The sequence below is a fragment of the Blastomonas sp. UPD001 genome (genome assembly GCF_003426715.1).
GTDB lineage: Bacteria > Pseudomonadota > Alphaproteobacteria > Sphingomonadales > Sphingomonadaceae > Blastomonas.
Genome location: NZ_QKVT01000001.1, coordinates 1,248,172 through 1,261,296, shown reverse-complemented (window position 1 = coordinate 1,261,296; position 13,125 = coordinate 1,248,172). Strand labels below are relative to the sequence as shown.

At 65.6% G+C, this 13,125-nt stretch carries 12 protein-coding genes; 8 read left to right on the top strand and 4 right to left on the bottom strand.

Annotated features, from left to right (window positions below; genetic code table 11):
• The 4 genes from DM995_RS06335 to hisS all read right to left on the bottom strand — a co-directional run.
• A partial coding sequence (locus DM995_RS06335) for a DUF4167 domain-containing protein (RefSeq protein WP_116968861.1) occupies positions 1-728 on the bottom strand: 728 nt, incomplete at its 3' end.
• Positions 729-959: 231 nt separating this feature from the next.
• Entirely contained in the window at positions 960-1,817 is an 858-nt protein-coding gene (gene prmC, locus DM995_RS06330; RefSeq protein WP_116968860.1) for a peptide chain release factor N(5)-glutamine methyltransferase, read from the bottom strand.
• Between the two features lie 97 nt (positions 1,818-1,914).
• Positions 1,915-3,003 (bottom strand): peptide chain release factor 1, encoded by a 1,089-nt coding sequence (gene prfA, locus DM995_RS06325; RefSeq protein ID WP_116968859.1) that lies wholly within the window; start codon positions 3,001-3,003, stop codon positions 1,915-1,917.
• 103 nt (positions 3,004-3,106) lie between these two features.
• Entirely contained in the window at positions 3,107-4,354 is a 1,248-nt protein-coding gene (gene hisS, locus DM995_RS06320; RefSeq protein ID WP_116968858.1) for a histidine--tRNA ligase, read from the bottom strand.
• Between the two features lie 71 nt (positions 4,355-4,425).
• Between hisS and DM995_RS06315 the strand changes: the two genes are divergently transcribed.
• The 8 genes from DM995_RS06315 (at position 4,426) to DM995_RS06280 (ending at position 12,838) form a co-directional block, all read left to right on the top strand.
• Positions 4,426-6,393, top strand: coding sequence for a M61 family metallopeptidase (locus DM995_RS06315; protein WP_116968857.1), 1,968 nt, complete (start codon positions 4,426-4,428; stop codon positions 6,391-6,393).
• 60 nt (positions 6,394-6,453) lie between these two features.
• Positions 6,454-6,987 (top strand): inorganic diphosphatase, encoded by a 534-nt coding sequence (gene ppa, locus DM995_RS06310; RefSeq protein WP_023836574.1) that lies wholly within the window; start codon positions 6,454-6,456, stop codon positions 6,985-6,987.
• A gap of 11 nt (positions 6,988-6,998) precedes the next feature.
• The gene (locus DM995_RS06305; protein ID WP_116968856.1) at positions 6,999-7,328 is read left to right on the top strand and encodes a hypothetical protein; all 330 of its coding nucleotides are present in this window, start codon (positions 6,999-7,001) and stop codon (positions 7,326-7,328) included.
• 159 nt (positions 7,329-7,487) lie between these two features.
• Entirely contained in the window at positions 7,488-8,687 is a 1,200-nt protein-coding gene (gene sucC, locus DM995_RS06300) for an ADP-forming succinate--CoA ligase subunit beta (protein WP_116968855.1), read from the top strand.
• 262 nt (positions 8,688-8,949) lie between these two features.
• On the top strand, positions 8,950-9,699 hold the full coding sequence (locus tag DM995_RS06295; protein ID WP_116968854.1) for an electron transfer flavoprotein subunit beta/FixA family protein: 750 nt from the start codon (positions 8,950-8,952) through the stop codon (positions 9,697-9,699).
• Entirely contained in the window at positions 9,696-10,625 is a 930-nt protein-coding gene (locus tag DM995_RS06290) for an electron transfer flavoprotein subunit alpha/FixB family protein (RefSeq protein WP_116968853.1), read from the top strand. Before DM995_RS06295 ends, DM995_RS06290 begins: the two co-directional genes overlap by 4 nt.
• A gap of 406 nt (positions 10,626-11,031) precedes the next feature.
• Positions 11,032-12,342, top strand: coding sequence for a chromate efflux transporter (chrA, locus tag DM995_RS06285; RefSeq protein WP_116968852.1), 1,311 nt, complete (start codon positions 11,032-11,034; stop codon positions 12,340-12,342).
• Between the two features lie 115 nt (positions 12,343-12,457).
• The gene (locus tag DM995_RS06280) at positions 12,458-12,838 is read left to right on the top strand and encodes a hypothetical protein (RefSeq protein ID WP_116968851.1); all 381 of its coding nucleotides are present in this window, start codon (positions 12,458-12,460) and stop codon (positions 12,836-12,838) included.
• Positions 12,839-13,125: the final 287 nt, after the last annotated feature.

Below are 13,125 nucleotides of genomic sequence, written 5' to 3'. Positions count from 1 at the left end.
TGTGCGGCGCGCGGCGGACGACCGCGACCGCGCAACGTGCGGCGCGGCTTGGCATCGCCATCGCCTGCATCGGCAGCCTCGACCGGTGCCGGAGCGGCAACGGCTTCGTCCTGGCGCGCCTCGGCATCCTGACGCTGGCGGGGCTGACGCTCCGCACGTTCCTGACGCGGGGTGTCCTCGCGGCGGGCGTCCTCGCGCTCGGCGCGCGGGCGACGTTCACGCCGCTCATTGCCCTGACGATCGCTGTTCTGGCGATCCTGGCGCTGCGGATTGTCGCGGCGCTGGTTGCGGGGCTCGTCCTGCTCCTCGCCATCATCGTCCTGACCGCGCGCGTTCGCATCATCGGCCTGGTCCTGCGCATAGTTGCGCTGCCCCTGGCCCTGCGGCGCGCCGTAGAGGCCATCGTCCTCGTCATCGGCATAGTCGCCGCCAAGGTCACGGCCCTGGTCCTCGCGGGGACGGCGATATTCGTCCTGACGAGCGCGGTTGTCGGCGAGCACGCGGAAATAATGGTCGGCAAACTGCAGATAATATTCGGTGGCGACGCGGTCGCCGTTCATCTGCGCATCGTGCGCCATCTTCTTGTATTTCTCGAGCATCTGCGTGGCATTGCCGCGCGCCCGGCTGTCGATCCGGTTGCCCTGATCCATGCCCCCGCCGCGACCATTGTTCTGCGGACGGTTATTGCCACGGCCGCGACGACGGCTCGTTCCACGATTGTTGTTCAAAGTTGACGCTTCCTTATCAGTCGCAAGTGTCCTGCGTGTCCTCTGCGCGTCCGTGCAGGCGCTGCCCAAAGGCGCGCCGCGCGTCCCAAGCCTTTCATCCGCTTTGAGTGGCCGTGATAAGCTGCCCGAACAAGATGATTGGGGTCAGCAAGCGTGATGGGCCCTTCGCCGGCATCAGCGTTCTTGCTGTATCGGTGGTAGCGGGTCGCCAGGCCCTTGCCAAGCGAAATATCAGGCCGCGGCTAGGCGGCGCAATATCAGGGCACGGTCATGGCCGGCCAGATCGCGGCGACATTCGACGCTGCAACCGTGTGCGACGGCGATCGCCGAGACCGCCTCGCGCTGGCTCGCGCCGATCTCGAAGATCGCGACGCCGCCATCGGCGAGCAGCGCGGGCAGGGCAGGGATCAGGCGGCGATAATCGTCGAGCCCCTCGGCGCCTGCGAACAGCGCGCTGTGCGGTTCGTGCGCCATGACCTGCGGTGCCAGCACGGCATCGGTTTCGATATAGGGCGGGTTGGCGAGGATCAGGTCGAACGCGCCGGGCAGGGCGCCGGTCCAGCCCTCCGCCCGCCAATCGCCAAGCACCATCCGCGCGCGATCCGCCAGGCCGGTTGCCTCGGCATTGGCGCGCGCGATGTCGAGCGCGGCCGCGCTGGCGTCGAGCCCGATGCCCGTGGCGTCCGGAAACTCGGCGAGCGCGGCGAGCAGCAGCGCGCCCGATCCGGTGCCGAGATCGAGGATGCGCGTCGGGGCGCGGTCCGCCAGCGCTTCAACCGCCGCCTCGATCAGCGTCTCGCTGTCGCTGCGGGGGATCAGCACGGCGGGCGAGACGGCGAGCGTCAGCGTCCAGAAATCCTGCCTGCCCGTGATATAGGCGACGGGTTCATGCGCCTGCCGCCGCGCCAGCCGCTCGGCAAAGCCGGCGGGCACCGGGTCGCGCGTCCGCATCAGCAGCATCTGGCCGCGATCGATGCCCAGCGCATCGGCCATCAGCAGCTCGGCATCGAGCCTGGGGGTGTCGGATATTCCGGAAAGGTCCGCCGCCGCTTCGCGCAAGGCATCGGCGATCGTTGCGCTCTGCGTCATTCCCGCGAACGCGGGAATCCCGCTTGTGCGCCGGTGTTGAAAGGAAGCGGGACCCCCGCCTGCGCGGGGGTGACGTTGAGATTCGATCCCGAAAACCTCACCCCGCCATATCCATGTTCGCCAGGCGCGCCGCCTGGTCCTGGGCGGTCAGCGCATTGATCAACTCGTTCAGCCCCCAGCCTTCAAGGATTTCGTCGAGCCGGTGCAGCGTCAGGTTGATGCGGTGGTCGGTGACGCGGCCCTGCGGGAAATTGTAGGTGCGGATGCGCTCCGAGCGGTCGCCCGAACCGACCATCGACTTGCGCGCATCGGCCTCGGCAGTCGCCGCCTTGCTGCGTTCAAGCTCGTACAGCCGCGCGGCGAGCACCTTCAGCGCCTTGGCCTTGTTCTTGTGCTGCGACTTCTCGTCCTGCTGCGTCACCACCAGCCCCGAGGGGATATGCGTGATGCGCACAGCGCTGTCGGTGGTGTTGACGTGCTGGCCGCCCGATCCCGATGCGCGATAGACATCGATGCGCAGATCATTGTCGTTGATCTGGACATCGACCTCTTCGGGCTCTGGTAACACGGCAACGGTGGCCGCGCTGGTATGGATGCGCCCGCCGCTCTCGGTCACCGGAACGCGCTGCACCCGGTGGACGCCGCTTTCGAACTTGAGCTTGGCGAACACGCCTGATCCGTTGACCGAGGCGATGACTTCCTTGAACCCGCCGACATCGGCGGCGTTGGCCGACAGGATCTCGATCTTCCAACCCTGTTCCTCGGCGAAGCGCGTGTACATGCGCAGCAGATCGCCGGCGAACAGCGCGGCCTCGTCACCGCCGGTGCCTGCGCGGATCTCGAGCATTGCGGGGCGGTTGTCGGCGCTGTCGCGCGGCAGCAGCCTGATCGCCAGATTCTTCTCCGCAGGGGGCAGGCGCTCGCGGATTGTCTCGGCCTCGGCGGCGGCGAGCTTGACGATATCGGGGTCCGATTCGCTGTCGCCGATCAGCCCTTCGAGCACCTCGAGCTCGGCGCGCAGGCGGCGAACCTCGGCGGCGGCGCGGGCCACGGGCTCGAGCTCGGCATAATCCTTCGCGGTCTGGACGAATTCGTCGCCGACCAGCGTTCCCGAGGCCATCAGCGCCTGCAACTTGCCGAAGCGCGCCTCGATCTGCGCGATCCGTTCACCGGAAATCCGGGTCATTCCTGTTTCTCCCCCCGAGTTTCCACCCAGTCTGGCAGCGCGAATCCGCACGCTGACCCGCTGCTTGTCGGCAGTATAACGGCATTTGTCATGCTGTGTGCCATCAAACCGTTGACATACCGTTCAACAAAGTCTCGACCCTGGCGTGCAATTCACTTCCCGGTGCAGAACGAATATTGGCCTTGGCCCGATCACCATCATGCTGGAAGGAAATCAGCACTTTGGCGTCTATCCTTGCCGCCTTGTCGTAACGCTTGCGCGGCGATCCGGTGGCGATCATGTCGGCAGAAATACCCGCGTTGCGCAGCCGTGCCTGTGCGGCGGTCGCCTGGCCCAGCGCGCGATCGTCCTCGACCGCGATGATCACCTCGAGCCCGACATCGCGGTCCGAGAAATCGCAAAGCATTGCCAGCCGCTCGATTCCCGCCGCCCAGCCGACGGCAGGGGTCGATGCGCCGCCCAGATTCTCGATCAGCCCGTCATAGCGGCCGCCGCCGAGCACCGTGCCCTGCGCGCCCAACCGGTCGGTGACGAATTCGAACGCGGTATGGCGATAATAATCGAGCCCGCGCACCAGCCGTGCGTTGCGCTTCCAGGCGACGCCGGCCGCATCGAGCCCGCTGGTCACCCTGTCGAAGAACGCGGCGGCCTCGTCGGTGAGGAAGGCATCGATATCGGGCGCGGCATCGGCGATCGGGCGGTCCTGCGGCTCCTTGCTGTCGAGGATGCGCAGCGGATTGCGCTCGAGCCGATCCTGCGATTCCTGCGAGAGATTGCCTTTATGCGCCTGAAAGTGCTCGATCAGCGCGGCGCGCCAGGCATCGCGGCTCGCCGCATCGCCCAGCGTGTTGAGCTGGAGCGTCACGCCTTCGCTGATGCCGAGTTCGCGCAGGATCTGGTCGGCCATGACCAGCAGCTCGACATCGGCCTGGGGTTCGCCCGCGCCGATGATCTCGGCATCGATCTGGTGGAACTGGCGATAGCGGCCCTTTTGCGGGCGCTCGTAGCGGAACAGCGGACCGTGCGTGGCGAGCTTGATCGGCGCATATTGCTGCCAGCCGTTGGTCAGATACGCGCGGACCAGCCCGGCGGTGAATTCGGGGCGCAGCGTCAGCGAATCGCCGCCGCGATCGTCGAACGTATACATTTCCTTCGACACGACATCGGTGGTCTCGCCGAGCGAGCGGGCGAAGACTGACGTCGCTTCGAACACCGGCATTTCGACGCGGCGGAAATTGTACAGACGGCGTACGCGCTCGAAAGTCTCGACGACATGGCCGAACCGTTCCTGATCTTCGCCGAATATGTCCTGCGTCCCGCGGATCGCGCCTGGTGTTTTGATCTTGCCCATATTCCGCCGCCATTAACGACTTTTTGAGGCGACGCCAAACCGGCGGGTGCATTTTTTTGGCAGCCGTGTTTATGGTGCGGAAAACATGCACGTATCAAAGGGTCCTGAAATTGCGTCATTTCATCGCTTCCACCGCCATCGCCCTCGCCCTGCTGGCAATCCCTGCCGCCGCGCAGAACAGCAAGCCCCAGCCTGTGCCGGTCGCCGATCTGGTGCCCGACGCGCGTGACACGGCCTTTCCCGGCGTGATGACGCTTGAGGTCGATGCGACCGATGTCGATCGCGCGATCTTCAGCATGAAGCAGACCATCCCCGTGCCCGACAATGCCCGATCGGCGGGGCGGTTCACGCTGCTCTATCCGCAATGGCTCCCCGGCAACCACGCGCCGCGCGGCGAGATCGAGAAACTGGTCGGCCTCAAGTTCAGCTCCGGTGGCAAGCCGCTCGCCTGGCGGCGCGATTCGCTCGACGTCAACGCGTTCCATCTCACCCTGCCCAAGGGCGTGCGCGAGGTCGTCGCGGAGTTCCAGTTCGTCAGCCCCACCGCCAGCAACCAGGGCCGCGTGGTCGTCGCGCCCAAGATGATGAACCTGCGCTGGAACAATGTGTCGCTTTACCCGGCGGGCTATTTCACCCGCAATATCCCTGTCGATGCGATCGTGACATGGCCGACGGGCTGGCAGGCGGGCAGCGCGATGCGCCCCAAGCGCACCGCCGGCAATAGGATCGCCTATGAACGCGTCGATTACGACACGCTGGTCGACAGCCCGATGTTCGCCGGCGCGCATTTCAAGAGCTGGCCGCTGTCGGACAAGGTGACGCTGAACGTCGTCGCCGATGCGCCCGAATATCTTGCCGCCACCCCCGACCAGATCGAGGCGCACAAGCGGCTGGTCGCGGAGGCCGAGCATCTGTTCGGCGTCCGCCATTACGATCGTTACGACTTCCTGCTGTCGCTGTCCGACGAGATGAGCGGCATCGGGATCGAGCATCATCGCAGCAGCGAGAATGGCGTCGGCACCGGCTATTTCACCGACTGGGCCAAGGGGCCGGGATCGCGCAACCTGCTGCCGCACGAGATGACGCACAGCTGGAACGGCAAGCACCGCCGTCCGCAGGGCATCTGGGCGCCCGATTTCCGCACGCCGAGCCGCGACGACCTGCTCTGGGTCTACGAGGGGCAGACCCAGTTCTGGGGCTATGTCCTCGGCGCGCGATCGGGGCTGTTCACCTATCAGGACACGCTCGATGCCTTTGCCAGCATCGCCGCCGGGCTCGACCGCCGGGCAGGGCGCGACTGGCGTCCGCTGGTCGATACCACGCACGATCCGATCATCGCCGCGCGCCGCCCCAAGGGCTGGACCAGCTATCAGCGCAGCGAGGACTATTACAACGAGGGCATGATGATCTGGCTCGAGGCCGACCAGATCATCCGCCGCGAATCGGGCAATGCCCGCTCGCTCCAGGATTTCGCGCGCAGCTTCTTCGGCGGACGCGAGGGCGACTGGGGCGTGGTGACCTACGAGCTGCCCGATGTCATCGCGGCGCTGAACGCGGTGCAGCCCTATGACTGGCAGGGCTTCTTCCAGACCCGCGTGTTCGAGGTAACGCCCGAGGTGAGCAAGCAGGGCTTTGCGCTGGGCGGCTATGAACTGGTCTATGGGCCCGAAGCGAGCAATTTCATCCGCTCGGGCGAAGCGGCATCGGGCACGACCGATCTCAGCCATTCGATCGGCCTGATCGTCGAGAAGGACGGCAAGATCGCGCAGGTCATGTGGGGCAGCCCGGCCTTTGCGGCGGGCATGACCGTCGGTGATCAGATCACCGGGGTGGCCGGGCGCGACTATTCCGGCGAGGCGCTCAAGGCGGCGGTCGCGGCGACGACAACCACCGGCACGGTCGACCTGCTGGTCAAGCGCGGCAAGAGATACCGCGAAACCGCACTTTCCTATCGGGGCGGCTTGCGCTATCCGGCGCTCCGCAAGACGGGGCAGGGCGAAACCGGCCTTGATCGCCTGCTTGCGCCGCAAACCCGCTGAATGCTGAAGGAACGGGCAGCACGTTCTTGCGGGGATAACAGAACAAAGGCACCCAACTTCATGCTTATCAAAGAAATTCCGATCGGCAAGAACCCGCCGAACAATGTCAACGTGATCATCGAGGTGCCCACGGGGGGCGAACCGGTGAAATACGAGTTCGACAAGGATTCGGGCGCGCTGTTCGTCGACCGTATCCTGCACACGCCGATGCGCTATCCCGCCAATTACGGCTTCATCCCGCACACGCTGTCGCCCGATGGCGATCCGCTCGACGCGCTGGTGGTGGCCCGTTCGCCGTTCATGCCCGGATCGGTCGTGCGCGCGCGCCCGATCGCGGTGCTCAACCTGGAAGACGAACATGGCGGCGACGAGAAGGTCGTCTGCGTGCCCGATACTGCGACTTTCCCTTATTATACCGATGTGCGCGAGAAGGAGGACATGCCCGACATCGTCTTCGCGCAGATCGAGCATTTCTTCACCCACTACAAGGATCTCGAAACCGAGAAATGGGTGCGAATCGGCAAATGGGGCGATGCCGAAGAGGCGCGGCGCATCATCTCCGAGGCGATCGAGCGCGCGCAGGCCGCAAAGTAGGCCGGCCGGTCATGGTGCTTCGGATCGCAGCCTTTCGTCGCGCAGCCCGGGTGGCGGCGCTCGGGGCTGCGATCCTCGCACTTACCGCCTGCGCCACTCCCGAGGCGCGCACCCGAGCGGCGCTGGAGCGCACCGGCCTCAGCCGCCCGGTTTCCGCCTGCATGGCCAGCCGCATGGTCGACCGTCTGTCGCTGGCGCAGTTGCAGCGGCTGGGCCGACTGGGCAAGCTGCAACAGGCGGGCAATTTCGACGAATTCCTGCGCCGTACCAGGGCGTTGGGCGATCCGGAGATCCTGGGCGTCGTGAGCTCGTCGGGGCTCATTTGCGCGGTGCGCAACTAGCGAACGAAAATCCGCCACGCCACGTTGGTTTCAAGGGTTTCCTTTGCCGCGCGTCTATGCTTTAGCGCCCGCACATACGTTCATCGACCGATTAACGGTCGGGTTTGGACCGAAATCGAGTCGTCCGCCCGGCCACATCAGAAAGGCATGGGAGCCCTCATGAACATCCACGAATATCAGGCCAAGGAACTGCTCGCGAAATATGGCATCGGCATCCCGGCCGGCCATGCCGCGCTGACCGTCGATGAAGCCGTCTCAGGCGCCGAAAAGCTGCCCGGACCGCTCTATGTCGTCAAGGCGCAGATCCACGCAGGTGGTCGCGGCAAGGGCAAGTTCAAGGAGCTGGGCGCGGATGCCAAGGGCGGCGTGCGCCTCGCCAAGTCGCTCGACGATGTGCGCAAGGATGCGGGCGAAATGCTCGGCAACACGCTGGTGACGATCCAGACCGGTGATGCCGGCAAGCAGGTCAACCGCCTCTACATCACCGACGGCGTCGATATCGCCGCCGAATATTATCTGTCGATGCTGGTCGACCGCAAGACCGGCCGCGTCGCGATGATCGTCTCGACCGAAGGCGGCATGGACATCGAGCAGGTCGCGCACGACACGCCCGAGCGGATCACCACCATCACCATCGACCCGGCCCAGGGCTTCATGCCGCATCATGGCCGCGCCGTGGCCTTCGCGCTCAAGCTTTCGGGTGACCTCAACAAGCAGGCCGCCAAGCTGGCGCAGCAGCTGTACACCGCGTTCATGGACCTCGATTGCGCGATGCTCGAGATCAACCCGCTGGTGGAAACGAAGGACGGCAAGCTGCTCGTCCTCGACACCAAGATGAGCTTCGATTCGAACGCGCTCTATCGTCACCCCGATGTCGAGGCGCTGCGCGACGAGACCGAGGAAGACCCGATGGAGGTCGAAGCGAGCAAGTACGACCTCGCCTATATCAAGCTCGACGGCGATATCGGCTGCATGGTCAACGGCGCGGGCCTCGCCATGGCGACCATGGACATCATCAAGCTGAACGGCATGTTCCCCGCCAACTTCCTCGATGTCGGCGGCGGCGCGAGCAAGGAAAAGGTGACCGCAGCGTTCAAGATCATCCTGTCCGATCCGGCGGTGAAGGGCATCCTGGTCAACATCTTCGGCGGTATCATGAAGTGCGACATCATCGCCGAGGGCATTGTTGCGGCTGCCAAGGAAGTGAACCTGTCGGTGCCGCTGGTCGTGCGCCTCGAGGGCACCAACGTGCAGCAGGGCAAGGACATCCTGGCCAATAGCGGCCTGCCGATCGTCAGCGCCGACAATCTGGGCGATGCCGCCGAGAAGATCGTCGCGCAGGTCAAGCAGGCGGCTTGATAACACCATCACACCCTCTCCCTTGACGGGAGAGGGTTGCGAAGACTTGGTGAGCGGAACGCGAACCTAGTCGAAGCTGGGAGAGGGTGAGTGCGCTGCGCTTGCGCCCAGCACTGGCCCTCTCCAATTCCGACTAGGCAGCGGCGCTGCCAAGTCTTCATATCGTCTCCCGTAAAGGGAGAGGATGAGCTGAACGCCACCACTTGACGTTTACGTGAACGGAAACTAGATAGCGTTCACGATCATTAGGGAAGGAAGCGCCATGAAGATCCTTGTGCCCGTGAAACGGGTCATCGACTATAACGTGAAGCCGCGGGTCAAGGCGGATGGCAGCGGGGTAGACCTGGCCAACGTCAAGATGAGCATGAACCCGTTTGACGAGATCGCCGTCGAAGAGGCGCTGCGGATCAAGGAAGCGGGCAAGGCGGAAGAGGTCGTCGCCGTGTCGGTGGGGCCTGCCAAGGCGCAGGAAACGCTGCGCACCGCGCTCGCGATGGGTGCCGATCGCGCGATCCTGATCGAGACCGACGAGACCGTCGAGCCGCTCGCGGTCGCCAAGCTGCTCGCCAAGGTGGCTGGCGAGGAAAATCCCGGCCTGATCCTGCTCGGCAAGCAGGCGATCGACGATGACAGCAACCAGACCGGCCAGATGCTGGCCGCGCTGCTCGGCTGGGGCCAGGCGACCTTTGCCAACACCGTGGCGGTCGAAGGCGACAGCGTCACCGTCGCGCGCGAGATCGATGGCGGCCTGCAGACCGTCAAGCTCGGCACGCCCGCGATCGTCACCACCGACCTTCGCCTCAACGAGCCGCGCTATGCCTCGCTGCCCAACATCATGAAGGCGAAGAAGAAGCCGCTCGATGTGAAGACGCCGGGCGATTACGGCGTGGATATCGCGCCGCGCCTGACGACGCTCAAGGTCACCGAACCGCCGGTGCGCAGCGCCGGGATCAAGGTGGCCGATGTCGACGCGCTGGTCGGCAAGCTCAAGGAAATGGGAGTCGGTGCATGAAGACGCTGGTATGGGTTGAGCATGACAATGCGGTCATGAAGGATGCAACGCTCGCGGTCGTCACGGCGGCGGGCAAGCTGGGTGAAGTGCACGCGCTGGTCGCGGGCAAGGGCTGCGGCGCGGTCGCCGAACAGGTGGCCAAGGTCGCGGGCATCGCCACCGTGCATGTCGCCGACGACGCCGCGCTCGAGCACGGCCTGGCCGAGAACGTCGCGCCGCTGGTGGCGAAGCTGATGGAAAGCCACGACGCGTTCCTCGCGCCCGCCACCACCACCGGCAAGAACATCGCGCCGCGCGTCGCGGCGCTGCTCGACGTGATGCAGATCTCGGACATTCTCTCGGTCGAAGGGCCGAAGACCTTCACCCGTCCGATCTATGCCGGCAACGCGATCGCCACGGTCGAATCATCGGACGCAAAGCTGGTCATCACCGTGCGCGGCACCGCGTTCGACAAGGCGGCGACCGAGGGCGGCTCGGCCGCGATCGAGAGCGTGGGCGGTGCTGCCGATGCGGGTCTTTCGACCTTTCTCGGCGCCGAGATCGCCAAGAGCGAGCGGCCCGAGCTGACCAGCGCCAAGATCATCGTCTCGGGCGGCCGCGCGCTGGGTTCGGGCGAGAAGTTCGAGGAAGTGATCACCCCGCTCGCCGACAAGCTCGGCGCGGGCATCGGCGCCTCGCGCGCGGCGGTGGACGCAGGCTATGTCCCCAACGACTATCAGGTCGGCCAGACCGGCAAGATCGTCGCGCCGGAAGTCTATGTCGCGGTCGGCATCTCGGGCGCGATCCAGCACCTTGCGGGCATGAAGGACAGCAAGACCATCATCGCCATCAACAAGGACGAGGACGCCCCGATCTTCCAGGTCGCCGATATCGGCCTGGTCGCGGACCTGTTCACTGCGGTGCCGGAACTGACCGGAAAGCTGTGATCGGCTGATCCGGTTCGGAATTTGCGAAAACCCCGGCGGGCGACCGCCGGGGTTTTTGTTTTGCGTATTGTGCTGCCAGCCGCCTCAATCGTCACCCTGAACTTGGCTCAGGGGCCATTTATCCCTGCGCGGCTCAGGCCCATTCGGCATGATGGGTCCTGAAACAAGTTCAGGATGACCTTGGGGTGATCCGACGGGTAGCGCGGGGGCTTCGACAGGCTCAGGCCGAGCGGAGGTCACGGTGTCGGTCCAAGTTCGAGCCGCCACCCTCTTCCATTCCTCCCAGTCACCTGATAGCCCTTGACCCACCGGGGCAGGGCGAACCCCCGGTCAGGTGCTTTCAGCTCCCAAGCTTTGCCGTTCATGGCAATCCGCGCCAAGGCGCGGAGGAACGGTTGCGGGGTTTATGAAGAGCGAACAGCCGACATTCGGGGAAAGCGTGCGCGTCTTTGCGCGGATCGGGCTGCTGAGCTTTGGCGGGCCGGCGGGGCAGATCGCGCTGATGCATGACGAGCTGGTGGACAAGCGCCGCTGGATCGAGGAGCCGCAATTCCTGCACGCGCTCAATTTCTGCCATCTGCTGCCGGGGCCCGAGGCGCAGCAGCTGGCGACCTATATCGGCTGGCGGCTGCACGGGCTTCGCGGCGGGCTGATGGCGGGAACCTTGTTCCTGCTGCCCGGCGTCGCGATCATCCTGGCGCTGTCGATGCTCTATGTCGCGGCAGCGGGGCTCGACTGGTTCGCGGCTTTGTTCCTGGGGATCAAGGCGGCGGTGCTCGCGGTCGTGGTGCAGGCGCTGCTGCGGATCGCGGGGCGCGCGCTCGATACGGGGTTCAAGCGCGCGCTGGCGGCTATCGCGTTCGTCGCGCTGGCGCTGTTCGATCTTCCGTTCCCATTGGTGGTGCTGGGGGCGGGGCTAGCCGGATGGCTCGCCGCGACTTGGCGGCCGGGCTGGCTGGCGCTGAAAGCCGGCGGGCAGGGCGCAGACGGCACGCCGCGCCCGTTGATCGCCGCCACCTTGCGCACGATTGCGGCATGGGGCGCCATCTGGGCGATGCCACTGCTCGTCATCTGGGTCACGCTGGGCGACGATCATGTGCTGATGCAGGTCGGGCTCTTCTTCTCGCAGCTCGCGATCGTGACCTTTGGCGGCGCCTATGCGGTGCTCGCCTATATGGCGCAGGAAGCGGTGCAGGGCTTCGGCTGGCTGAGCGCGGGCGAAATGGCCGACGGGTTGGGCCTGGCGGAGACGACGCCGGGGCCGCTGATCCTGGTGACGCAGTTCGTCGGCTTTCTCGCGGCCTATCGTGATTCAGGACCGTTCACGCCGCTGGTCGCCGGGGTGCTCGGCGCGCTGGTGACCTTGTGGGTGACCTTTGCGCCGTGCTTCCTGTGGATCTTCACCTTCGCGCCGTGGATCGACCGGCTGCAGCACGCGCGGCGGCTGAAGGGAGCGCTCGCGGCGATCACCGCGTCGGTGGTGGGCGTCATCGCCAATCTCAGCCTTTGGTTCGCACTGCATGTGATTTTCCGCGAAGTATCGGAGAGACGCCTGGGCCCGTTGCGGTTCGACTGGCCCGAGCCCTTATCGCTCAACTGGCTGGCGCTGTGTCTCGCGGTGCTCGCGATGGTCCATCTGCTCAGGCTCAGGCGCCCGGTGATCGAAGTTCTGGCGCTGGCGGCTGGCCTGGGTCTGATGGTCGGCCCGTTCATTTAAAGCGCTAGAAACCTGAACATTCGCTGTCAGGCCAATTCAGGCTCGCAACAGCGGCGAATCGGTACACCTGTTCCTGCCCGCCAGCCTTGGCGGAATGGTTGGAAGGAACGGGACCATGGCAAAGTTCAAAGCAATTCTCGGGTCGGCGCTGCTGATCGGTGCAGCGACCCTTTCGGCTGCGAGCCCTGCCGCAGCGCAGTGGCACGGCGGAGGCCCTGGCTGGGGCGGCGGAGGCGGCTGGGGCGGGCGCGGCGATCGCGCGGTGAACCAGTGCGTGCGCGCCGCCGAGATCGAAGCGCGTCGCTTCGGCCGCTTTGCTCGCGTCACCGACGTTCGCGATATCGACCGCACCCGTTTCGGCCTGCGCGTGCAGGGCCGTATCGTGGTGGATGGCGGACGCTGGCGCGGCGGGGCCGATCGCGGTCGCTTCACCTGTTTCGTGGATCGGGGCCGGGTGTATGATGTGCGTCTCAGCGGGCTCGGCAATTTCCGCTAGGATTCAGGTCTCACCTCTTGCTCCCTGGCGGTTCAGCCTGGTGACAGGCTGAACCGCCTAAACCGATTATCCTTCAGGTACAGCGCCATCGCGCCGGGGCCTTGCCGAAAGAAAGGCAATGCAAATGTTGAAAGCACTGACAGGTCTGGGCGCGGCGGGCGCGATGCTCGTGACGGGCACGGCGCCGGCGATCGCCGCTCCGGCGCCGCGCGGCACGTTCGATGCGGCCCCGATCGGTGCGCCTGGATGGAACCCGGCCGACGAAAGCGCGAGCCAGTGGCGCGGCG